The organism is Pseudoblastomonas marina (assembly GCF_034374265.1).
GTDB classification, from domain to species: Bacteria; Pseudomonadota; Alphaproteobacteria; order Sphingomonadales; family Sphingomonadaceae; genus Alteriqipengyuania_A; species Alteriqipengyuania_A marina.
This window is the reverse complement of the sequence record NZ_CP139718.1, coordinates 1,452,894-1,473,862: the sequence shown is the minus strand read 5'-3', so window position 1 is coordinate 1,473,862 and position 20,969 is coordinate 1,452,894. Positions and strand designations below refer to the sequence as shown.

The following is a 20,969-nucleotide window of genomic DNA, read 5'->3' as shown; positions in this document are numbered from 1 at the left end:
AGATGAGTGACGACAAGAAACCAGCCCGCAAGCCGCTGACCCTCAAGGGCAGTCAGCCGGGCGAGGTCAAGCAGACCTTCAGCCACGGTCGCACCAACAAGGTCGCGGTCGAGGTCAAGCGCCGCCGCAAGCTGGTCAAGCCGGGCGAAGAGCCTGCACCGACGCCTGCGCCCGAAGCGACGCCCGAACCGGCCCCCGCGCCCGCGCCGACACCTGCGCCCGCGGCCAAGAAGCCTGCGCCCAAGAAGCCCGCGCCCGATGCGGAAACACCGCAGGAACGCGTCGCGCGCATGCAGCGCGAGGCCGAGGAAGACCGCCTGCGTCTCGCCGAAGAGGCCCGCAAGCGCGACGAGCGCAAGGCCAAGGAACGCGAGGAAGAGGAAAAGCAGCGCGCCGAGAACAAGGCCAAGGCAAAGGAAGAGGCCAAGGAACAGGCCGACCAGCAGGCCAAGGAAGACGCCGAACGCGAGCAGGAAGAACAGACCGCCGCAGCCGAAGCGAAGGCCGATGCCTCCGCCGCCGCCTCGGACGAAAGCGAGAGCAAGGGTCCTGCGCCGCGCAAGTTCACGCCGGTTGCGCGCCCCGAGCCCAAGCGCCCGGCGAAGAAGGAAGAGAAGAAGCCCGCGCGCGCTGCCGGTGGCGGCAAGGACAAGCGCCGCTCGGGCAAGCTGACCGTGACCAAGGCGCTCAACGAGGACGAGGGCCGTCGCGCCCGTTCGCTCGCCGCATTGAAGCGTGCACGCGAGAAGGAACGCCGCGCGCAGGGCGGCCCGAGCAAGCCGCGCGAGAAGCAGGTCCGCGACGTGGTCGTGCCCGATGCGATCACGGTGCAGGAACTCGCCAACCGCATGGCCGAGAAGGGTGCCGACCTCGTGAAGGCGCTGTTCAACATGGGCATGATGGTGACCGTCAACCAGACGATCGACCAGGACACCGCCGAGTTGCTGGTCGAGGAATTCGGCCACAATATCGAGCGCGTTTCCGAAGCCGATATCGATATCGTGCCGACCGAGGACGAGGATCCGGAAGACACGCTCAAGCCGCGTGCCCCGGTGGTCGCGGTCATGGGCCATGTCGACCACGGCAAGACCAGCCTGCTCGACGCGCTGCGCAAGACCAACGTGACCAAGGGCGAGGCCGGGGGCATCACCCAGCATATCGGCGCCTACCAGATCACGACCAAGGACAAGCAGCAGATCACCGTGCTCGACACGCCGGGCCACGCCGCGTTCACCGAGATGCGCCAGCGCGGCGCCAACGTGACCGATATCGTGGTTCTGGTGGTCGCGGCCGATGACGGCATCATGCCGCAGACGATCGAGGCGATCAGCCACGCCAAGGCGGCCGACACGCCGATCATCGTCGCGATCAACAAGATCGACAAGCCGGAGGCCAACCCGCAGAAGATCCGCGAGCGCCTGCTCGAACACGAAATCATCGTCGAGGCGATGTCGGGCGACGTGCAGGACGTCGAAGTGTCCGCGAAAGAGGGCACCAATCTCGACAAGCTGATCGATGCGATCAACCTCCAGGCCGAACTGCTCGAACTGAAGGCGCGCCCCGATCGCGCGGCCGAAGCCACCGTGGTCGAAGCGCAGCTCGACAAGGGCCGCGGCCCGGTCGCTACCGTGCTCGTCACGCGCGGCACGCTCAAGCGCGGCGACACCTTCGTCGTCGGCACCGAAAGCGGCCGCGTGCGCGCGCTGGTCAACGACCAAGGCAAGCAGGTGAAGGAAGCCGGTCCGTCGACCCCGGTCGAGGTGCTCGGTCTCGGCGGCGTCCCCGATGCCGGCGAGCAGCTCACCGTGGTCGAGAACGAACAGCGCGCCCGCGAGGTCGCCGAGTTCCGCCAGGCCAAGGCGACCGAGAGCCGCACCGCGCTCGCGCCGACCAATTTCGACACCATGTTCAACAACATGCAGTCGAACGTCGTTGAATTCCCGGTGCTGGTGAAGGCCGACGTCAAGGGCTCGGTCGAGGCGATCACCACCGCGCTGCACAACCTGTCGAACGACGACATCAAGGTCCGCGTGCTGCATGCGGGCGTGGGTGCGATCACCGAAAGCGACGTCACGCTGGCGGCCGCCTCGAAGGCGCCGATCATCGGCTTCAACGTGCGTCCGAACCCGAAGGCGCGCGAACTGGTGAAACGCGACGGCGTGCGGATGATGTATCACGACGTGATCTATCACCTGACCGACGAGATCACCAAGGAGATGCTCGGCGAACTCGGGCCGCTCAAGGTCGAGAACGTCATGGGCCGTGCCGAGGTCAAGGAAGTCTTCAAGTCCGGCAAGAAAGACAAGGCGGCCGGCCTGCTGGTGGTCGAGGGCGTCATCCGCAAGGGGCTCCACGCGCGTCTCACCCGCGACGACGTCATCGTCTCGGCGACGACCATCGCCTCGCTGCGGCGCTTCAAGGACGATGTGGACGAAGTCCGCTCGGGCCTCGAATGCGGCGTGGTGCTCGAGGATACCAACGACATCAAGCCGGGCGACCAGCTCGAGGTGTTCGAGGTGAACGAGCAGGAACGGACGCTTTGATCAGTCTCCCCTCCCGCACGCGGGAGGGGGCGGGGGTGGGCATGGGCTCGCGAGAGCCCACCCCGCTGCGACTAGGACTTGCGAGACAAGCCCAAGTCTCGCCGCCCCTCCCGCAGGCGGAAGGGGAGGAAACCTATGGCTAAGAACGCATCGACCCCCGAACAGCAATCGGTCCGCGTCCTCAAGGTAGGCGAGCGGGTTCGGCATATCCTGTCCGAGCTGCTCGCGCGCGGAGAGGCGCATGACGATGTGCTGCGCGCGACCAATATCTCGGTCACCGAAGTGCGGATGTCGCCCGACCTGCGGCAGGCCAAGGTCTATGTGAAGCCGCTATTGGGCGAGGACGAGGCCGCGGCGCTCAAGGCGCTGCGCACCAACACCGCATTCTTCCAGAAGGAAGTCGCCCAGCGGCTCGGCCTCAAATTCGCGCCCAAGCTGCAATTCCGCGCCGACGAGAGCTTCGACGAGGCCAACCGGATAGAAAGCCTGCTCGACGACCCGCGCGTGAAGCGGGATCTGGACGAGGACTAACCACACATTCCGTCATCCCCGCTTTCGCGGGAAAGACGACTATCTCCTACTGCCCGCCCGGCAGCGCGTAGCTCACCGGCGCATCCGGCCCCAGCGGGATGCCGAGGTAGAACCACGCCACGATCAGCAGCGTGCCGCTGACGAGCAGCCAGATCGAATAGGGCAGCATCATCGCGGTCAGGCTGCCGAGCCCGAAGCTCTTCTGCCAGCGCTGCGCGAACACCAGGATCAGCGGAAAATACACCATCAGCGGGGTGATGATGTTGGTCGCGCTGTCGCCCACGCGATAGGCCGCGGTCGCGCCCTCGGGGCTGATCCCGAGCAGCATCAGCATCGGCACCAGGATCGGCGCGAGCAGCGCCCATTTGGCCGAGGCCGAGCCCACGAACAGGTTCAGCACGGCGGCGAAGATCACCATCAGGCCGAGTACCAGCGGCAGCGGCAGCCCGGTGCTCTCGATCCCGGCGGCGCCGTGCACCGCGGTGATCAGACCGAGGTTGGACCAGCCGAACATCGCCACGAAATGCGCCGCGGCGAAGGCGAGGACGAGGTAGTAGCCCATGTCCTTCATCGCCTGTGCCATCATCTCGACCAAGTCCTTGTGGGTCTTGATCGTGCCGACCGCGCGGCCATAGGCCCAGCCGGTCGCAAGGAAGAGGATGAAGAACCCGGCGACGAGGCTGCGATAGAGCGGGGAAAGCTGGGTGTGGATCGAGCAATCGGCCACCGGCGCTCCGGCTTCGGTCAGGCAGGCCGCCTCGTCGATGAGCGGCGTGCCGGGTGCGAAGGTCATCAGCAACCACAGCGCGATCACGCCCAGTGCGGCGAGGCCCGCATGGCGCAGGCCCTTCGAGGCGAGCGCGCCGTCATGCTCGGTCGGGTCGGGGCTGGTGTCGTCGTCCATTCCCGCCTGCGCGCCACCCTTCCACGGGCCGAGGCGCGGCTCGATGATCTTGTCGGTGACGTACCAGATGATCGGCAGGAAGATCAGCGTCATCGCGCTGATGAAGTACCAGTTACCCGCAATGTTCGCGGTCCACAGCGGGTCGAGCGCGGAGGCGCCCACCGCTTCCTCGGTGATCCCGAACAGCAGGGCGTCGAGCTGGCCGGGGGAGATATTGGCCGAGAACCCGCCCGAAACCCCGGCGAAGGCGGCGGCGATGCCCGCGAGCGGATGGCGTCCGGCGGCGGCGAACAGGATTCCCGCGAGCGGGATCAGCACGACGTAACCGGCATCGGCGGCGTGGTTACCGAGCATTGCGACCAGCGCGACCACCGGCGTCAGCAGCGCCTTTGGCGCGGCCTTGACCGCCTTGGCCATGCCGGCGGCGAAGAAGCCTGAGCGTTCCGCCACGCCCGCGCCCAGCATCACCACCAGCACGTAGCCGAGCGGATGGAAGTGGGTGAAGGTGGCGGGCATTTCGACCCACAGCCGCTGGATGTTCTCGGCCGACAACAGGCTGACCGCGGCGATCACCGCATTGCTGCCCGTCGCATCGTCCACTTCGGTCGGGTGTACCGCGGAAACGCCGAGCAAGGCGCAGGCTACCGAAACCACGACCAGTGCGATGATCAGGTAGAAGAAGATGAAGACAGGATCGGGGAGGCGATTGCCTGTCCGTTCGACCCAGCCGAGAAAACCTGTCTGGTCCGGTGCATCCGGCGTGGCGGTGGCGGCGTCTGCCATGCGGTATTCCCCTTCGATTTTTCCCTCGTATCCCGCCTAGCATCGCCACGGCGGTCTGTCGCGTAGGTGAACGGCCAGTTTCCCACAGCGGTTCCCCCGGCGCTTGTCGAACGGCGGTGGCTCGGCCCATAGGGGGCTCGACGGGATCATCACCAACGGGGATGCGGCGCTTGGCCAAGCTCTATTTTTACTATGCCAGCATGAACGCGGGGAAGAGCTCGAACCTGCTGCAGGCCGCATTCAATTATGGCGAGCGCGACATGCGCGTGTCGCTGTGGACCGCGGCGATCGACGACCGGCCCGGCTTCGGCGCGATCAGCAGCCGCATCGGCCTGTCGAGCGACGCGCACCGTTTCGATGCCTCCACCGATATTGAGGGACATGTCCTGCGCGAACATGGCGAGGAGCCGCTCGCCTGCGTGCTGGTCGACGAGGCGCAATTCCTCACCCGCGACCAGGCCTGGCAGCTCGCGCGGCTAGCCGACAAGGGCGGGATACCGGTGCTGTGCTACGGTTTGCGCACCGATTTCCAGGGCGAGCTGTTCCCGGGCAGCGCGGCGCTGCTCGGTATCGCGGACTCGCTGGTCGAGCTGAAATCGGTCTGCAAATGCGGGCGCAAGGCGACGATGAATCTGCGCGTCGACGAGGCGGGCCGGGCGGTCAAGGCCGGCGCGCAGACCGAGATCGGCGGCAACGACCGCTACGTCGCGCTTTGCCGCAAGCACTTCAGCGAGGCCTTGGCTTGATCCGGCATTGGGTATTCGCCCAACCCACCCTATCTAGCCTCGCATGACAGACACCCTCCTTATCGCGGCGATCCTGATCCCGTGCCTCGTCGTCGCGATCGTGTTCCATGAAGTCGCGCATGGCTGGACCGCGCTCGCGCTCGGCGATCCGACCGCCAAGGAGCAGCGCCGCCTGTCGCTCAACCCGCTCCGGCATATCGATCCGATCGGTACGCTGCTGGTGCCCGGTGCGCTCGCGCTCACCGGCGGGCCGATCTTCGGCTGGGCCAAGCCGGTGCCGGTGCGCAAGGACCGGCTCGACAATCCGCGCTACGGGATGATGGCGGTCGCCGCAGCGGGGCCGGGGACCAACATCCTGCTCGGCTTTCTCGGGGCGATCGCCTTCGGACTCTATGTCGGGCTCGCGGGGGTGAACGAAACCGCGATCACGGTGTTCTCCTATTTCGTCCTGATCAACGCCTTCCTCGCGCTGTTCAACCTGCTGCCGATCCCGCCCTTCGACGGTTCGCACATCCTCGAAGGCCTGCTGCCGCGGTCGATGGCGGCGCAGTATGCCAAATTCCAGAAGGCCGGCATCCTCGTCTTCGTCGCGTTGGTCATCGTCATCTGGGCCTTCCCCGAATGGCGCATCCTCGAACGCACGATCGGCCCGCCGCTCGACTGGGTGCTCGGCCAGTTCCGCGAAGTCGCGCTGTTCATCGCGCAGCTGGTGGCCGGCTGATGGCATTGAACGGCTGGCTGATCCTCGACAAGCCGCGCGGCTTGGGTTCGACCCAGGCGGTCGGCAAGGTCAAACGCGCGATCCGGGAGAGCGGCCTGCCCAAGGCCAAGGTCGGCCATGGCGGCACGCTCGATCCGCTCGCCGAAGGCGTGCTGCCGATCGCGCTGGGCGAGGCGACCAAGCTCGCCGGCCGCATGCTCGACAGCGACAAGACCTACGAATTCACGCTCCAGTTCGGCGAAGAGACCGACACGCTCGATGCCGAGGGCTCGGTCGTGCGCCGCTCCGATCGTCGCCCGCCGATGGCCGCGATCTCGGCGGTGCTCGAACATTTCACCGGAGAGATCGCGCAGGTCCCGCCCAAATACTCGGCGCTCAAGGTCGACGGGAAGCGCGCTTACGACCTCGCGCGCAAGGGCGAGGAGGTCGAACTCGCGACGCGCAAGGTCACGGTTCATTCGCTGGGCTTCGCGGGCGGCGAGCGCGACTTCAACGAGATCGAGCCGAGCGCCTTCGCCACCACCGCCGGGCGGCCCGACCCCTACGATCCCTCGGCCCCGCTCGAGCTGGCCGAGGCGGTGACGCTGGTCGCGAGCGTCTCGAAGGGGACATACATCCGCTCGCTGGCACGGGATATCGCACATGCGCTTGGAACGGTCGGTCACGTCACCTATCTGCGCCGGACCAAGGCCGGTCCTTTCACCGAGCGACAGGCGATTTCGCTGGACATCCTCGACGAAAACGCTAAGCGCGCGAGCCTTGAAGACCTACTCCTGCCGCTAGAGGCGGGGCTGGACGGTATCCCGGCCCTTTCCCTCGACCCGGAAGACGCGCAGGCGGTCCGCCAGGGCCGGGTCCTTTCCGGAATGCCCCAATCCGACGGGCTCTACTGCGCCACCCACGCTGACGTGCCGGTGGCGCTGGTCGAACTCGAAGGCGGGACGACGAGGGTCGTCCGGGGTTTCAACCTACCGGATACCGCGGAGTAAATGGAATGTCGGTCACCGCCGAGAAGAAAACGGAAATCATCAAGGACAACGCCACCAACAAGGGCGATACCGGTTCGCCGGAAGTCCAGGTCGCGATCCTGACCGAGCGCATCCGCAACCTGACGGAGCACTTCAAGGACCACCACAAGGACAACCACTCGCGTCGCGGGCTCCTGATGATGGTCAACAAGCGCCGCAACCTCCTTGCCTATCTCAAGCGCAAGGATCTGGAGCGCTACAACAGCCTGATCCAGAAGCTGGGTCTGCGCAAATAAGAGTTTCGCGAGAGGCGGCTCCCACAAAGGGCCGCCTCTTTCGCATCCGGTTCCATCGCAATCCGGCGAAGGGACTATTGGGGCACAGGAAAACGCCCCGCACCGGACCGGGACGGTATCCCCGGCAGTAGGCCCCGCCGACGCAATCAGGCGCGGCGGGTCATTTAGGAAAATACATGTTCGACAAGAAAACCGTATCGATCGAGTGGGGCGGAAAGACCCTCACCCTCGAAACCGGCCAGATCGCCCGTCAGGCCGACGGCGCCGTGCTGGCCACCTATGGCGAAACCGTGGTGCTGTGCGCCGTGACCGCCGCCAAGAGCGTGCGCGAAGGGCAGGACTTCTTCCCGCTGACCGTGCACTACCAGGAAAAGTTCTCCTCCGCCGGGCGCATCCCGGGCGGCTTCTTCAAGCGCGAAGGCCGCGCGACGGAGAAGGAAACGCTGACCTCCCGCCTGATCGACCGCCCGGTGCGGCCGCTGTTCCCGGAAGGCTTCTACAACGAAATCAACGTCATCTGCCAGGTCCTGTCGTATGACGGCGAGACCGAACCCGATATCGTCGCGATGATCGCCGCTTCGGCCGCGCTGACCATCTCGGGCGTGCCCTTCATGGGCCCGATCGGCGCCGCGCGCGTCGGTTTCCGCAATGGCGAATACGAACTCAACCCGTCGCTTTCGAGTGCGCTCGACGAAGAAGGTCGCCTCGACCTCGTCGTCGCCGCCACCAACGATGCGGTGATGATGGTCGAATCCGAAGCCAAGGAACTGACCGAAGAGGAAATGCTCGGCGCCGTAATGTTCGCGCACGAGGAATCCAAGAAGGTCATCGGCGCGATCGTCGATCTCGCCGAACAGGCGGCCAAGGAACCGTGGGAAATCGACACCTCGGACGATTCCGCCGCGATCAAGGAAAAGCTGCGCGGTCTCGTCGGCGACGATATCGCCGCGGCCTACAAGCTGACCGACAAGTCGGCCCGCTCGGATGCGCTCAACGCAGCGCGCGCCAAGGCCAAGGAAGCCTACGCCGAGGAAGACGGCCAGACCCAGATGACGGCCGGCAAGGCGGTCAAGAAGCTCGAAGCCGAAATCGTCCGCGGCGCCATCCTCAAGGACGGCCAGCGCATCGACGGCCGCAAGCTCGACCAGGTCCGCCCGATCGAGGCGATGGTCGGCCTGCTGCCCCGCACGCATGGTTCGGCACTGTTCACGCGCGGTGAGACGCAGGCGATCTGCACCACCACGCTGGGCACCAAGGACGCCGAGCAGATGATCGACGGCCTCGAAGGCCTGAGCTACTCGCCCTTCATGCTGCACTACAATTTCCCGCCCTATTCGGTCGGCGAAGTGGGTCGCTTCGGCTTCACCAGCCGCCGCGAGACCGGACACGGCAAGCTCGCCTGGCGCGCGCTGCACCCGGTGCTGCCCGATCACGAGGACTTCCCCTACACGATCCGCATCCTGTCGGACATCACCGAGTCGAACGGCTCGAGCTCGATGGCGACCGTCTGCGGCGGCTGTCTGTCGATGATGGACGCCGGCGTGCCGATCGAACGCCCGGTCTCGGGCATCGCGATGGGCCTGATCCTCGAAGGCGAAGACTTCGCCGTGCTGTCGGACATCCTCGGTGACGAGGACCATCTCGGCGACATGGACTTCAAGGTCGCCGGTTCGGAGAAGGGCATCACCTCGCTCCAGATGGACATCAAGGTCGCCGGGATCACCAAGGAAATCATGGGCAAGGCGCTCGAGCAGGCGAAGGCCGGCCGTGCGCACATCCTCGGCGAAATGTCGAAGGCGCTCGGTTCCTCGCGTTCGGGCGTTTCCAAGCACGCGCCGCGCATCGAGACCATGCAGATCGACAAGTCGAAGATCCGCGACGTGATCGGCACGGGCGGCAAGGTGATCCGCGAGATCGTCGCCGAAACCGGTGCCAAGGTCGACATCGACGACGAAGGCACGATCAAGATCAGCTCCTCCAACGCCGATGAAATCGAAGCCGCGAAGAAGTGGATCGAAGGCATCGTCGAGGAAGCCGAAGTTGGCAAGATCTACACCGGCAAGGTCGTCAACATCGTCGATTTCGGTGCGTTCGTGAACTTCATGGGTGGCAAGGACGGCCTCGTCCACGTCTCCGAAATGAAGAACGAGCGGGTCGAGAAGCCGACCGACGTCGTCTCCGAAGGCCAGGAAGTTAAGGTCAAGGTCCTCGAGATCGACCAGCGTGGCAAGGTCCGCCTGTCGATGCGCGTCGTCGACCAGGAAACCGGCGAAGAGCTCGAAGACACCCGTCCGCCGCGTGAACCGCGTAGTGGCGGTGGTGGTCGCGGTGGCGATCGTCGTGGCCCGCGCGGCGGTCGTGACGGCGGTGGCCGTGGCCGTGGCGGCGACCGTGGCGGTCGCGGCGGCTCCGAGGGTGGCAACGGCGGCGGCGACAGCCACGTGCCGGACTTCCTCAAGGACTGATCGTCCCCCGAACCAATCGATGAAAGGCCGCGGAAAGCAATTTCCGCGGCCTTTTTTCTTGTCAGCCTACCACCCTCCGAAGCGGGGCCAGGTTTCGACCACCGACGTTCCTCCGTCGAGCACCCGGTACTCCGCATGCTGCGCGGCTGTCGCGCAGGCGTGGTTGGGGAGGATACGGATGCGCGTGCCGATCGGAAGGTCCGGCATGAGGGCGTCGGAAGCCGGCCTGACTTCGATCACGCCGTGCTCCTGGTTGGCACCGGCAATGATCAGGTCATCGAACGGCCTGCCGTCCTCTCTGCACACCAGTCCATAGCCCTGGTCGACATCCTGGTTCCGGGTTCCGCGGTCGCGCGACAGCGCCATCCATCCTGCATCGACGAAAACCTGCCCGCGATCCGGTCGCGCGCCGACGACCGTGGCGAGCACGGAAATCGCGATCTCGTCGAGCGTGCAGACTCCGATGCCCGCCATGACGAGATCTTGGAATACGTATACCCCGGCCCTCAGTTCGGTGACGCCGGTAAGATCGCGCGCGCCCATTGCGGTAGGCGTCGATCCGACGCTGACCACGGGGCAGGGGAGCCCGGCTTTGCGCAATCGCTCGGCGGCGGCGACGGCCGCATCGCGCTCGCGCTCCGCCCATTCGGCATGGCGATCGGCTCCGGCAGCGTCGTAGCTGCCGCCGGCATGGGTCATCACGCCGCGCAGTTCGGCACCGCCTTGGTCGAGCTCCTTTCCGATCCCGACCAGCTGCGCGTCGTCCGGGCGCACACCGGCACGATGCCCGTCGCTGTCGATCTCGATGAGCACCGGAATGGGATCGTCCGACGCTCGCGATGCCGCTGCCACGGCCTCCGCCTGTTCGAGGCTGTCGAGGATGATGGCGAGGTCGCAGCCAGAGGCCCGGATCGCGGTTACGCGGTCGAGCTTTTGCGGTGCGATGCCCACTGCGTAGAGCAGGTCGTTGAATCCGGATGCGGCGAATTCTTCCGCCTCGGCAAGGGTAGAAACCGTTGCCGGGCCCTTGAGGCGCGGCACCATCCGGTCCGCGATCTCGATCGACTTGCAGGTCTTGAGATGCGGTCGCAGGCCGACGCCTAGGCTCCGCGCTCGTTCGGCCATCCGGTCGATGTTTCGCTGCATCTTGCCCTCATCGAGGAGCAGGCACGGGGTGCGGATGGTTGCGATGCTGGGTTGCGTCATGTCAGCGTCTGTCTAGACGGTTCGAATTGTCGATCAAACCGGACTGGCCGCGCCGGGAGATAAGCGACCAAATATCGGAGAAAGCCGTCCATGCTCCCCCGCGAAACCATTGCCACTGCAGAAATACCCGGCGGAGACACGCTCACCCTCGTCAGCCACGGGCGCGATTTCATCATCATGCTCGGGCGTGACGAGCTGATGGGCACGCGGATGCAGTTTTCCGAGGAGCAGCTCGCGGTGCTGGCGCTGGCGGAACTCGACGCCAAGGACCCGCGCGTGCTGATCGGCGGCTATGGCATGGGCTTCACCTATCGCGCCGCGCTCGCGGCGGTGGGCGAGGACGGAGAGTTGGTCGTCGCCGAAATCGTGCCCGAAATCCTCGACTGGGCGAAAGGGCCGCTCCAGCACCTCACGGGCAATACGCTCGACGACCCGCGCGGAGAGGTCGTGATCTGCGACGTGGCGGCGCTGATCGACGACGCTAATGACGGTACCTGTGAAAAATTCGATGCGATCCTGCTCGATGTCGACAACGGTCCCGACGGGATCGTGCGCGATCAAAACAGCCGGATCTACACCCGCACCGGTCTCGCCAAGGCGCGCGAGGCGCTCAATCCCGGCGGGATCCTGTCGGTGTGGTCGGCGGCGCCCGATCACAAGTTCACCAAGCGGCTCAAGGATGCGGGCTTCGACGTCGAGGTGCGCGAAGTGCGCGCACGGCCCAACAACAAGGGCCCGCGCCACACGATCTGGTTCGCGCGCAACGCCTAGGACTGGAACATCGGGCCTGCCGGATTGCCCATATAGTCGCGCTTCGACAGCGGCACGCCCTTCATCCGCAGGATGTCGTAGAAGGTCGTCGCGTGGAACTGGAAATTTGGCAGGTTGAAGCCGAGCAGGAAACGTTCGCCGGGCACGGTGAAGCGCGTTTCGCCGCCGAGCACGAAATCGATCTTGCGTTCGGCGATGGAATTGACCGCCTCGGGAGTCGCATCGGCGAGCCGGTCCTCCGCTTCGGCGATCATCGCGCGCATCGCGTCCCAGCTGTCGGGGATACTCGTGAAATCGGGCGTGAACTCGGTCCCCGCCAGCTGATCGAGCGCATAGGCGCTGTGCATCCAGCACGAGCGGACGTGCCACGGCAGCGGCCACATGTCGTCGGCCAGCCGCGCCTCGATCAGCTCGGCATCGCTGCAATTGTTCTCGGCGACGAATTCCTCCGCCTTGGCGATCACGCCCGGTAGCGCGCCTAGCAGTTGGCGGGTGGTCGGTACGAAGGCGGCGTAAAGGTCGAAGGCCATGGGTTTCTCCAAATGAAAAGGCCCGCCGATCTGCACCGGCGGGCCTTCTGAAAGGTGTTGGTCAGCGGACCCGCGGACCGCCGAAGGGCAGGGGCGGCGGGGGACGGCGCGCGCCGCGCGGCAGCTGCGCCTGATAGGCCCGGCCGCAATGCTCGACGCAATAGGGGAACCCGGGGTTCACCTTCGCTCCGCAGAAATGGAAATCGGGTTCGCCGGGGTGGCCCATCGGCCAGCGGCAGATTCGGTCGTTGAGGTCGAGCAGGCTCGTCTTGTCGGCGATCTCGGGGCTCGGCTTGGCCGGCACGCGGCGGCGCGGCGGTGCGGGCGGGATCGGCGCCTGCTGGTCGCCCGGGCCCTGGCGCAGGAAGCCACCGGGCCCGTAGGACACGATCTTGGGCAGGTCGGGCGCGCGGTTGGGGATCGGCTGCGACGTGCCACTCGCATCGGCCTTCGCCGCCGCAGGAGCCGGGGTCGGCGCCGGAGCGGGGGCCGGATCGGGCTTGGTCGGCTGCTTGGTCGCAGGCGCCGCCTTCTTGGCGGGCGCGGCCTTCTTTGCGGCGGTCTTGGCCGCCGCCTTCTTGGCAGGTGCGGCCTTCTTGGCCTTGGGCTTGTCGTTCGCCTTCACCGGCGAGGGGCGCGACTTGAGCCCCAGGCGGTGCGCCTTGCCAATCACGGCATTGCGCGACACGCCGCCCAGTTCGTCGGCGATCTGCGAGGCGGTCGATCCGCCCTCCCACATCTTCTTGAGCGTCGCGATGCGTTCGTCGGTCCAGCTGACTGCCATGAAAGTCCCGTAATCTGTGTCGCGCCCATTTTCGGTGCCTTGGACGCGGCTTGCTTCGTTTCGGCCGCGCGTTTAGTCGCGAGTGCCATGTCTTCCCAACCCGAAAACAGCGCGCCGGTTTCCGTCTCATCGAACGAGGCGACGGGCGCTGCGTTTCCCGAAAGGGGAGTGCCCCAGATCGGCCGGATAAACCGGCGCGGGCTGTGGACGCTCTATATGAAGGAGGTGCGCCGCTTCTTCAAGGTGCAGACGCAGACGATCTGGGCCCCCGCGCTCACCACTTTGCTGTTCCTGGTCATCTTCACCGTCGCCTTCGGCCGCGGCGAGCGCGAAATCCTCGGCGTCAACTTCGCGACCTTCGTCGCGCCCGGCCTGATCGCGATGGGCATGATGAACAATGCCTTCGCCAATTCGAGCTTCGGCCTGCTGGTGGGCAAGATCCAGGGGACCATCGTCGACTATTTGATGCCGCCGCTGTCCGAGGCCGAGATGATGCTCGCGATCGTCGGTGCGGCGATGACCCGCGCGATCCTCGTCGGCGGCGCGGTAGCGCTGGCGATGGCCTTCTATCCGGGCGTCGAACTGGCTGCTCCGCATCCGTGGGCGATCGTGTGGTTCGGACTGATGGGCGCGCTGCTGCTCAGCTTCGCCGGGCTGATAACGAGCATGTGGGCGGAGAAATTCGATCACAATGCGGCGGTGACCAATTTCATCATTTCGCCGCTGACGCTGCTGTCGGGGACGTTCTACACGATCCAGAACCTCGCCCCGCTGTTCCAGGCGATCAGCCGCGCGAACCCGTTCTTCTACGTGATCTCGGGCTTTCGTTACGGCTTCCTCGGCCAGAGCGATATCGGCGACGCGTCGCACGTCGCCTGGGCGGCGCTCGGCCTGCTCGCGTTCAATGCGGCGCTTGGCTACCTGACCTACCGCCTGCTCAAGAGCGGGTGGAAGATTCGGTCCTGAAGCTGAATTCCGGCTCAGTGGGTCATCGAACGGCGCAGGCGATACTTGCTGCCGGTGAATTCCTCGAAGATCTCGGCGACGTTGGGGTGGTCCACCGGGCCGCTATCGCCGTCGAACACGAGGTTCTGCTGGCTGACATAGGCGACGTAGCTGCTGTCCTCGTTCTCGGCGAGCAGGTGGTAGAAAGGCTGGTCCTTCTTCGGGCGAAGGTTTTCGGGGATCGCCTCGTACCATTCGTCGCTGTTGGCGAAGACCGGGTCGATATCGAACACCACGCCGCGGAAATCGAACAGACGGTGGCGCAGGACGTCGCCGATCGAATAGCGCGCGACATTGCGCATCGGCGCATCGACACTGCGTCCGGCGGTTGGCGAAAAGAAGATCGAACGATCGCTCATGGTCAAAATATAGGTATGCCCCCGTGGCGCTACAATGAACACCGCAGGCCCATCCCCCGAAAAAGCGCGCCGCGACCTGAAAACGGGGTTGGCAAGGTCCCGGCCTTCGGCTAACCGCGCCGCTTCGTTCGACCGGGCGCCAGGCGCCCTCGATGCACCGATACGGAGAGGTGGCAGAGTGGTCGAATGCGCTGCACTCGAAATGCAGTGTGCGGGTGACCGTACCGTGGGTTCGAATCCCACCCTCTCCGCCATCGGGCTCTTTCCAGCCGTTCCCGACTAGCCCCTTGGAACGGAAAAAGTAGCGAAAAATAGCCGTTTATCCGTTTCCAGCTGTTTCTTGCCGTTCCCTTCTAGCCGCGCTAAGGTGTGGGAGAAAATGTGGGAGCAGCGACGATGGGCAGTTTGACGGCGACGGCGGTAAAGGCTGCGAGCGAGCCGGGGCGCTATGGCGACGGGGATGGGCTGTTCCTGCTTGTCGGCAAGCGTGGCGGCAAAAGCTGGATGGTGCGAATCCAGAAAGACGGGCGGCGGCGCGACATCGGATTGGGCAGCGCCAGCAAGGTTCCGCTGAAATTGGCGCGGGAGCGCGCTGGCGCGGTGCGCGAGCAGATCGAGGCGGGGATCGATCCGGTTGCCGAGCGGCGCAAGGCGGCTGGCATTCCCACGTTCCGCGAGGCTGCCAAGCAGGTTCATGCCGAACACAAGGCCAGCTGGAAGAACGCGAAGCACAAGGCGCAATGGCTTTCCACGCTCGAATCTTATGCCTTTCCGGCATTCGGGGATCGATCGGTTGCCCAAGTGGACGCGCCAGCTGTGCGCGATGCCTTGGCGGCGATATGGCTGGAAAAGCCGGAAACGGCCCGGCGGCTCCGCCAGCGCATTCGCACGGTGATCGACTGGGCGGTTGCCAAGGGATACCGCGAGGCCGCGCTAGCTATGCCTGTGATCGACAAGGCGCTGCCGAAGCAGCGCGGCAAGGTTCGGCACCATAAAGCGGTTCCCTATACCGAGATGCCCGCATTCATGCGCGAATTGCGCGAAACCGAAAGCATGGGGCGGCTGGCATTGGAGGCCGCGATTTTGACCGCCGCGCGCTCGGGCGAGGTCCGGTTGGCGACATGGGGAGAGTTGGATCTGGATGCTGCCACCTGGACCGTTCCAGCCGAACGCATGAAGGCGGGGCGCGAGCATGTTGTTCCGCTATCTGAGCCAGCCGTAGCGCTGTTCGAGCGCATGAAGCCGCATCGCCGCGATGACAGCAAAGCGGCGCTGGTGTTTCCCGGCATGAAGCGCGGCAAGCCCCTCAGTGACATGACGCTGACGAAAGCAATGCGCGACATGGGCCGGACCGAAACCCCGCACGGCTTTCGCAGCACGTTCCGCGACTGGGTAGCCGAGCAAACCACTTGGCCAGCCGATCTGGCAGAGGCGGCATTAGCCCACGTTGTCAGCGACAAGACGGTTGCCGCCTATCAGCGCGGTTCGATGCTGGAAAAGCGGCGGGAGTTGATGACCGCTTGGGGAAATTATTGCATTGGAGACAGCGCGGCAAAGGTTCTTTCGATAGTCGGCTAAGCCGCTCGCAGTCCGTGCACTGAATGGGTGCAATACTTATCCCAAAATAACCCTCTGAGTTAAAAGGAAAAGCTCGCTTTTTTGTGGACGGCTTGCTGATAACTAGGCCCAAACCATTTCCAATCCGCTCACGCGGGCTACCCTTTCTGTTCCCTCGGTGTTCCCCGGCAATCCTGCGGGCGAGGGAGGAAAGGTAAAAAAATGGAAAACAAGCAAATTCTCGAGTTGATGACCGTAGCGGACTTTTGCGCCCGCTACTCGATTGGCCGCACCTCGCTTTATCGCGAGGTAAATGCTGGCCGCCTCAAGCTTCGCAAGTTCGGATCGGCCACGCGCATCGCTCGCGCCGATGCGGAAGCGTGGGCTGCGAGCCTGCCCGGATATGATGGGGAGGCGGCATGATGGAACCGAAGATGGAAACGGAACGGCCCCCGGTTGCTGGAACAACCGAGGGCCAGCCGAGCCTTGTGGAAGCAAACGGCCAACGTTCTTTGGCGCAATGCCGCGCCAAGGGCAAGCATGGTGGGAGCGCTAGGATGGACGAGCGGTCGCGATTGGGCTCCTGCTCCGCGCCTACCGCCTATCGTGCCCCTACGGGCCGCATCTGGCGCTATACGGGCAAGCGAGGCCGCGTTCTCGCCATGCTCGCCACCATGCCGTCTGGAGTGACGCAATGGGACACGCTCCCCTGGCACACGCGGCTGGGCGGCACGATCCATGTGGTGCGTGAGGCTGGGCTCGACATCACTACCGAACTGGAGGGCGAATATCGCCATGCGCGCTATCGCCTCGCCACCCCCGGCTCCCTGTTAAAACAGGGAAAGAACAGGGAGGGCGCGCAATGACCGATCGTCCCGGTTTTACCGATCATCCCGTCTGGGAGCTGGCGCGGTTCGATGGCCGCTTGATTGCCGGGGAGCGTGAGTTTCGCGGCAAGCGGTTCTTCGAATTGCGGCTCTGGGCGGGCGAGCAGGGGGATACGCCTACCCAGAAGGGCGTAACGATTCCCCCCGAACAGGTGCGCGCCTTGGCTGATGCGTTGCGGTCCTATGCCGACAGGCGGGACGCGGCAGCGCTCGCAACCCGCGCCTAGACCGAAGCGGGGCGCATCGATCCAGCCGGACGGTGCGCCCCGTTTCGCATCCATCTTGAAACTTGACCGCGATGGGCAATCCTTTCCAGCCGACCGCCGACCGTGCCGATAAACAAACGGCAGGAAACCGCCACGCGTGCCGATCTGGCGCGGCCCTTGCAAACTATAGCTCTAGCCCAAGTTGCGAACGGCTTTGCGGCTGGGGCGGTGCGCGCAATCGATCGGATCGGACAAGCGACGGCCTGACAGACAGCCAGGTGGCGGCGATAATCGAAGCGGCGGCGTTCGCGTTGGCGACGGGCCGCACGTTCCAGCGGCACTGGACGATCCACTATGGCAAGGCCGGGATTGGCCCCCGCGACGGGGCGCGGTTCGTTTCGCATGTGCTGGCTCTGGCGAGCAAACAGGCGCGGCGAGAGGGCGGCGAACTGACAGCCCTTTGGGTGCGCGAGCGGGCGAGCGACAAGGGCGAGCACGTCCATATCCTCTTGCACCTGCCAGCCGCGATGCGATTGCATGGCAGGACGCGCCGCTGGATCGAAGCGGCGGGCGGACGATGGCAGCCGGGGGTGGGCTGCGTCCGCATCATCGGTGGGCGCTTGTCTAAAATAGAGGCTGATAGGGACACGCATCGCACGGCCAACGCTGCGAACGTGGCGCGCTACCTGCTCAAAGCAGCGAGCCCAGAAACCGGCGAGCGCCTGGCACTGACCCGCGCGGGTTGTGGCGGCCGGATTGTCGGGAAACGGTGCGGCTGGACGCAGAACATCGGGTCCAAGGCGAGGGGGGTGGTTTCGTCTCTATAGGTGGCGGGTCGGACACCGGGGCCGTTCCTGCTCCATATCGCAAATACAGTTTTTCGCCCGCGCGCGTGAAAGGGGACCGTCCGCTTTCATAATCCGAAAAAGGTGCCGAGTGTCCGATAACGGGTGGAAAGCGGACCTCAGAAACCGAAGAGTAGCGACAGTCCCAACAACAGAAAAATGAGAGCAAAGATCGGCGCGATGACGACCACCCATGCGGCAATAGCTCTGCGTAGGGTCTGCTCTTCAGCTCTTTTCCGGTAGAGGTTTGCAGCGACGGCGAGGGCAATGCTGAAGATCGAAGAGGTCAGGTGAAAAATAGGTATGCTCTCGGAAAAAAGAGCTAGCAGCCCGAGCGGCACGAACAACGTCAAAGCATAGATCGCAAACCCTAGCTGGCACCCCCAGCTAAAACGGAGATCCGACTGAAGATTACGCCGAGTTTGAGCAATTGGTGAGCTATCGTGGGCTTTGGACATGCCGCTACCATACAGAGAACGCTAATGTCCGCTACCGGGCCTTTAGCCGATGGTCCGATCCTGGTGCATCCGTAGCCCAGTGATGGCGTCGATAACTGGGTGGTAAGCGGACAGAAGTGCCTGTAAGCAGACTGAAAGGGGAAGCAACTTGAAGCACTTGGCTATCTTGGTCGTGATAGGCTTGTTACTGGGAGCGGTGTTCCCTTCGCAAAGTGAGGCTGCGAACTCGACGGCAAAAAAAATTGTCGCGGAGATGATTGAGCGCCAGACTTCCCTGTTGCAGCAGTATCCGTCACTGTCTTTGATCGACAATGTGGTCCGCGCTGATTGTTCAGCTAGATCCGACCAAAAAGCTCCTAGCTCTGAGTTTTGTGGCTGCGCATCTGCTGTCACGATGAATCTCTGGATGTCTGGCATGGACCCGAAGATGATCGATCGGTTGAACGCTTTTCTTCAGCAGCCTAGCGAAGATGCAGCGCAAGAGTTCGCGGCGTATCAGGGGCCCGAGCTCTACGCACCTCTGTGTGAAGCAGCGGCTTAGCTAGTCAGATACTAACGTCCGCAATCGGGTCGTTAGCCGACGGTCGGCTCCTGGCACGCCATACGCGTGGTGATGCTGTCACGAATGGGGTGGAAAGCGGACAACGCGTTGATTGCTATCGACAGTTGCGTCGCGTCCCTGCGAGGCTCTACAGTCTCACAATGGCCAAACCTTGGATCATCGCACTTTGGATTGCGGTATTCGCAGCAGCCGGATGGCTATGGATAAGTGGGCTACGATGGGAAGCAGTCGGCCTAGTGGCTTGCGGAGCTTTCTGGGAGGCAGTTCATTTTTTCGACCCCAGCAGAAAGGCCGATTGACTTGTTCCGGGTCGTTACCGGCCCGTCCGCTCCTGGCCCCTCGCTAGCTCGGCAATTCTGTCGCGAACTGGGTGGAAAGTGGCCGTTCACTGACCTTTGTTCAGAGCGGAACTAGACCAAGGAACAGTCCCGCAACTGCGCATCCGCCGATCACCGTCAGCGCTCCGGCGTTGAACCGAAACATTGCCGCGAAAGCTGCGACCGCGAGCAGGAGCGCAGGCCAGCTGATGCTGCTCAGGACTGGCACATCGAACGCGAACGGAGCGGCTCTGAACTCGACCACTTCCGCGAATATCGTGTGCAGCGCAAACCAGACGGCGAGGTTCAGGATCACTCCGACCACGGCCGCCGTTATCGCGGTCATTGCGGATGAAAGGGCCACATTCCCTCTGATGCGCTCAGCGAACGGAGCTCCCAGGAATATCCAGAGGAAGCAGGGGATGAACGTGACCCAGGTGGTCAGAATAGCTGCGAGCGTGCCGGCAAGGAGCGGATCCAGCCCCCCTGATTCGCGTGCTGCCCCCATGAAACCGACGAATTGAACCACCATGATCAGCGGTCCCGGAGTGGTCTCTGCCATTCCCAGCCCGTCGAGCATCTCTCCGGGGCGCAGCCACCCGTAACTCTCCACTGCCTCCTGTGCGACGTAGGCGAGCACTGCGTAAGCGCCGCCGAATGTCACCACCGCCATCTTGGAAAAGAAGGTGGCAATCTCAGTGTAGACGCTTTCCGGCACAATCATGAGCAAAACGGCTACCGGCGCGAGCCACAGAACCAGAAATACGGCCGAGATACGCAAGCTCCAACCGAGGCTCGGGCGAGCGTGATCGGGAATATGCTCCCCCAGCACGGTATCCCGATCGGCCACCGGCGTGCCTCCCAAGCTGCCATGCCCGCCGCTCGCCTCGAAAGTCTTGAGGCCACTCCTGCCGCCCAAGTAGCCAACCACCCCCGCAAACAGGATGATGATTGGAAATGGCACGGACAGGAAGAAGATCGCGATGAAGGCTCCGGCGGCAACCGCCCACATCGCAGGGTTCCGAAGCGTCTTGCTGCCGATCCGGCGCACGGCGGCGAAGACGATCGCAAGAACGGCAGCCTTCAAGCCTAGGAAGAGAGCCTCGATGGCTCCAAGGTTACCGTAGAGGGCATAGAGCCATGACAGCAGCATGATGGCGAGGAAGCCGGGCAGGACGAACAGCGTGCCTGCCATGATGCCGCCCTTCGTCTTGTGGAGGAGCCAGCCTATGTATGTCGCGAGCTGCTGTGCCTCAGGGCCGGGCAGAAGCATGCAGTAGTTGAGTGCGTGGAGAAAGCGCTCTTCCCCGATCCATTTCTTCTCCTCGACAAGAATGCGGTGCATCACCGCGATCTGTCCAGCAGGTCCGCCAAACGAAAGCGCGGCGATCCGGGCCCAGACCCAGACGGCTTCGCCAAAACGGATGTTATGCTGTTCCGGGGTGGCCATCTACGGCTTATCTACTGAAGCAGGAAAGACCGCAATCGGGTCGTTATCAGCCTGTCCGCTCCTGGCGCATCGCCA

Annotated in this window: 22 protein-coding genes and 1 tRNA gene; 16 read left to right on the top strand and 7 right to left on the bottom strand. The window is 64.4% G+C overall.

Translation table 11 applies throughout. From position 1 onward, the window contains the following. Positions 1–2: 2 nt before the first annotated feature. On the top strand, positions 3–2,543 hold the full coding sequence (gene infB / locus T8S45_RS07275) for a translation initiation factor IF-2 (RefSeq protein WP_322293259.1): 2,541 nt from the start codon (positions 3–5) through the stop codon (positions 2,541–2,543). 135 nt (positions 2,544–2,678) lie between these two features. Then, positions 2,679–3,074 carry a 30S ribosome-binding factor RbfA gene (rbfA, locus tag T8S45_RS07270; RefSeq protein WP_322293258.1) on the top strand — a complete coding sequence of 132 codons (396 nt, stop codon included), beginning with the start codon at positions 2,679–2,681 and terminating at the stop codon, positions 3,072–3,074. A 46-nt stretch (positions 3,075–3,120) separates the two neighbouring features. Here rbfA and T8S45_RS07265 read toward each other — a convergent pair whose 3' ends face one another. Further along, complete coding sequence (locus T8S45_RS07265) at positions 3,121–4,761, bottom strand: AbgT family transporter (RefSeq protein ID WP_322293257.1); 1,641 nt, start codon at positions 4,759–4,761, stop codon at positions 3,121–3,123. Between the two features lie 170 nt (positions 4,762–4,931). Between T8S45_RS07265 and T8S45_RS07260 the strand changes: the two genes are divergently transcribed. From T8S45_RS07260 to pnp, 5 genes are all read left to right on the top strand, one after another. Beyond that, the gene (locus tag T8S45_RS07260) at positions 4,932–5,507 is read left to right on the top strand and encodes a thymidine kinase (RefSeq protein WP_322293256.1); all 576 of its coding nucleotides are present in this window, start codon (positions 4,932–4,934) and stop codon (positions 5,505–5,507) included. 43 nt (positions 5,508–5,550) lie between these two features. Continuing rightward, positions 5,551–6,228, top strand: coding sequence for a site-2 protease family protein (locus tag T8S45_RS07255; RefSeq protein WP_322293255.1), 678 nt, complete (start codon positions 5,551–5,553; stop codon positions 6,226–6,228). After that, positions 6,228–7,217, top strand: a complete 990-nt coding sequence (truB, locus tag T8S45_RS07250; RefSeq protein WP_322293254.1) for a tRNA pseudouridine(55) synthase TruB — start codon at positions 6,228–6,230, stop codon at positions 7,215–7,217. The genes T8S45_RS07255 and truB overlap by 1 nt, the downstream gene beginning before the upstream one ends. Positions 7,218–7,222: 5 nt before the next feature. Continuing rightward, positions 7,223–7,492: a 30S ribosomal protein S15 gene (gene rpsO / locus T8S45_RS07245; protein WP_188642246.1), complete on the top strand. Its 270-nt coding sequence runs from the start codon at positions 7,223–7,225 to the stop codon at positions 7,490–7,492. Positions 7,493–7,668: 176 nt separating this feature from the next. Then, positions 7,669–9,957 (top strand): polyribonucleotide nucleotidyltransferase, encoded by a 2,289-nt coding sequence (gene pnp, locus T8S45_RS07240; RefSeq protein WP_322293253.1) that lies wholly within the window; start codon positions 7,669–7,671, stop codon positions 9,955–9,957. Between the two features lie 66 nt (positions 9,958–10,023). On the opposite strand, the gene T8S45_RS07235 is transcribed toward pnp, so the two are convergent. Further along, positions 10,024–11,163 (bottom strand): alanine racemase, encoded by a 1,140-nt coding sequence (locus tag T8S45_RS07235; RefSeq protein ID WP_322293252.1) that lies wholly within the window; start codon positions 11,161–11,163, stop codon positions 10,024–10,026. A gap of 90 nt (positions 11,164–11,253) precedes the next feature. On the opposite strand from T8S45_RS07235, the gene T8S45_RS07230 reads away from it, so the two are divergent. Beyond that, the gene (locus T8S45_RS07230; protein WP_322293251.1) at positions 11,254–11,934 is read left to right on the top strand and encodes a spermidine synthase family protein; all 681 of its coding nucleotides are present in this window, start codon (positions 11,254–11,256) and stop codon (positions 11,932–11,934) included. Here T8S45_RS07230 and T8S45_RS07225 read toward each other — a convergent pair. Together T8S45_RS07225 and T8S45_RS07220 are read right to left on the bottom strand one after the other, a co-directional pair. Continuing rightward, the gene (locus tag T8S45_RS07225) at positions 11,931–12,464 is read right to left on the bottom strand and encodes a DUF1993 domain-containing protein (RefSeq protein WP_322293250.1); all 534 of its coding nucleotides are present in this window, start codon (positions 12,462–12,464) and stop codon (positions 11,931–11,933) included. The genes T8S45_RS07230 and T8S45_RS07225 overlap by 4 nt on opposite strands. Positions 12,465–12,525: 61 nt before the next feature. Further along, positions 12,526–13,248, bottom strand: a complete 723-nt coding sequence (locus T8S45_RS07220) for a GcrA family cell cycle regulator (RefSeq protein ID WP_322293249.1) — start codon at positions 13,246–13,248, stop codon at positions 12,526–12,528. Positions 13,249–13,335: 87 nt separating this feature from the next. Here T8S45_RS07220 and T8S45_RS07215 point away from each other — a divergent pair, with 87 nt between their 5' ends. Then, entirely contained in the window at positions 13,336–14,214 is an 879-nt protein-coding gene (locus tag T8S45_RS07215) for an ABC transporter permease (protein WP_188642240.1), read from the top strand. 14 nt (positions 14,215–14,228) lie between these two features. Here the strand turns inward: T8S45_RS07215 and hspQ are convergent, their stop codons facing one another. Next, positions 14,229–14,612, bottom strand: coding sequence for a heat shock protein HspQ (gene hspQ / locus T8S45_RS07210; protein ID WP_188642239.1), 384 nt, complete (start codon positions 14,610–14,612; stop codon positions 14,229–14,231). Between the two features lie 164 nt (positions 14,613–14,776). Between hspQ and T8S45_RS07205 the strand changes: the two genes are divergently transcribed. The 6 genes from T8S45_RS07205 to T8S45_RS07180 all read left to right on the top strand — a co-directional run bounded on the left by T8S45_RS07205 (position 14,777) and on the right by T8S45_RS07180 (position 18,089). Continuing rightward, positions 14,777–14,866 (top strand) — tRNA-Ser (locus T8S45_RS07205). 142 nt (positions 14,867–15,008) lie between these two features. Then, positions 15,009–16,190 carry a tyrosine-type recombinase/integrase gene (locus tag T8S45_RS07200; protein WP_322293248.1) on the top strand — a complete coding sequence of 394 codons (1,182 nt, stop codon included), beginning with the start codon at positions 15,009–15,011 and terminating at the stop codon, positions 16,188–16,190. Positions 16,191–16,391: 201 nt separating this feature from the next. Beyond that, positions 16,392–16,592, top strand: a complete 201-nt coding sequence (locus T8S45_RS07195; protein ID WP_322293247.1) for a helix-turn-helix domain-containing protein — start codon at positions 16,392–16,394, stop codon at positions 16,590–16,592. Continuing rightward, positions 16,589–17,035 (top strand): hypothetical protein, encoded by a 447-nt coding sequence (locus T8S45_RS07190; RefSeq protein ID WP_322293246.1) that lies wholly within the window; start codon positions 16,589–16,591, stop codon positions 17,033–17,035. Before T8S45_RS07195 ends, T8S45_RS07190 begins: the two co-directional genes overlap by 4 nt. Further along, positions 17,032–17,283, top strand: coding sequence for a transcriptional coactivator p15/PC4 family protein (locus T8S45_RS07185; RefSeq protein ID WP_322293245.1), 252 nt, complete (start codon positions 17,032–17,034; stop codon positions 17,281–17,283). Before T8S45_RS07190 ends, T8S45_RS07185 begins: the two co-directional genes overlap by 4 nt. Before the next feature lie 62 nt (positions 17,284–17,345). Beyond that, on the top strand, positions 17,346–18,089 hold the full coding sequence (locus T8S45_RS07180) for a hypothetical protein (RefSeq protein ID WP_322293244.1): 744 nt from the start codon (positions 17,346–17,348) through the stop codon (positions 18,087–18,089). 137 nt (positions 18,090–18,226) lie between these two features. Here T8S45_RS07180 and T8S45_RS07175 read toward each other — a convergent pair whose 3' ends face one another. Then, positions 18,227–18,565, bottom strand: a complete 339-nt coding sequence (locus T8S45_RS07175) for a hypothetical protein (RefSeq protein WP_322293243.1) — start codon at positions 18,563–18,565, stop codon at positions 18,227–18,229. Between the two features lie 148 nt (positions 18,566–18,713). Between T8S45_RS07175 and T8S45_RS07170 the strand changes: the two genes are divergently transcribed. After that, on the top strand, positions 18,714–19,106 hold the full coding sequence (locus T8S45_RS07170; RefSeq protein WP_322293242.1) for a hypothetical protein: 393 nt from the start codon (positions 18,714–18,716) through the stop codon (positions 19,104–19,106). A gap of 420 nt (positions 19,107–19,526) precedes the next feature. On the opposite strand, the gene chrA is transcribed toward T8S45_RS07170, so the two are convergent. After that, the gene (gene chrA / locus T8S45_RS07165) at positions 19,527–20,894 is read right to left on the bottom strand and encodes a chromate efflux transporter (protein WP_322293241.1); all 1,368 of its coding nucleotides are present in this window, start codon (positions 20,892–20,894) and stop codon (positions 19,527–19,529) included. Between the last annotated feature and the right edge of the window lie 75 nt (positions 20,895–20,969).

Coding starts and splice junctions, on each gene's coding strand:
- hspQ (WP_188642239.1), bottom strand. CDS start 14,612: ATGAGCGATCGTTCGATCTTCTTTTCGCCAACCGCCGGACGCAGTGTC.
- T8S45_RS07215 (WP_188642240.1), top strand. CDS start 13,336: ATGTCTTCCCAACCCGAAAACAGCGCGCCGGTTTCCGTCTCATCGAAC.
- T8S45_RS07200 (WP_322293248.1), top strand. CDS start 15,009: ATGGGCAGTTTGACGGCGACGGCGGTAAAGGCTGCGAGCGAGCCGGGG.
- truB (WP_322293254.1), top strand. CDS start 6,228: ATGGCATTGAACGGCTGGCTGATCCTCGACAAGCCGCGCGGCTTGGGT.
- infB (WP_322293259.1), top strand. CDS start 3: ATGAGTGACGACAAGAAACCAGCCCGCAAGCCGCTGACCCTCAAGGGC.
- T8S45_RS07255 (WP_322293255.1), top strand. CDS start 5,551: ATGACAGACACCCTCCTTATCGCGGCGATCCTGATCCCGTGCCTCGTC.
- T8S45_RS07185 (WP_322293245.1), top strand. CDS start 17,032: ATGACCGATCGTCCCGGTTTTACCGATCATCCCGTCTGGGAGCTGGCG.
- pnp (WP_322293253.1), top strand. CDS start 7,669: ATGTTCGACAAGAAAACCGTATCGATCGAGTGGGGCGGAAAGACCCTC.
- T8S45_RS07220 (WP_322293249.1), bottom strand. CDS start 13,248: ATGGCAGTCAGCTGGACCGACGAACGCATCGCGACGCTCAAGAAGATG.
- T8S45_RS07175 (WP_322293243.1), bottom strand. CDS start 18,565: ATGTCCAAAGCCCACGATAGCTCACCAATTGCTCAAACTCGGCGTAAT.
- chrA (WP_322293241.1), bottom strand. CDS start 20,894: ATGGCCACCCCGGAACAGCATAACATCCGTTTTGGCGAAGCCGTCTGG.
- T8S45_RS07230 (WP_322293251.1), top strand. CDS start 11,254: ATGCTCCCCCGCGAAACCATTGCCACTGCAGAAATACCCGGCGGAGAC.
- T8S45_RS07195 (WP_322293247.1), top strand. CDS start 16,392: ATGGAAAACAAGCAAATTCTCGAGTTGATGACCGTAGCGGACTTTTGC.
- rpsO (WP_188642246.1), top strand. CDS start 7,223: ATGTCGGTCACCGCCGAGAAGAAAACGGAAATCATCAAGGACAACGCC.
- T8S45_RS07225 (WP_322293250.1), bottom strand. CDS start 12,464: ATGGCCTTCGACCTTTACGCCGCCTTCGTACCGACCACCCGCCAACTG.
- T8S45_RS07190 (WP_322293246.1), top strand. CDS start 16,589: ATGATGGAACCGAAGATGGAAACGGAACGGCCCCCGGTTGCTGGAACA.
- rbfA (WP_322293258.1), top strand. CDS start 2,679: ATGGCTAAGAACGCATCGACCCCCGAACAGCAATCGGTCCGCGTCCTC.
- T8S45_RS07265 (WP_322293257.1), bottom strand. CDS start 4,761: ATGGCAGACGCCGCCACCGCCACGCCGGATGCACCGGACCAGACAGGT.
- T8S45_RS07235 (WP_322293252.1), bottom strand. CDS start 11,163: ATGACGCAACCCAGCATCGCAACCATCCGCACCCCGTGCCTGCTCCTC.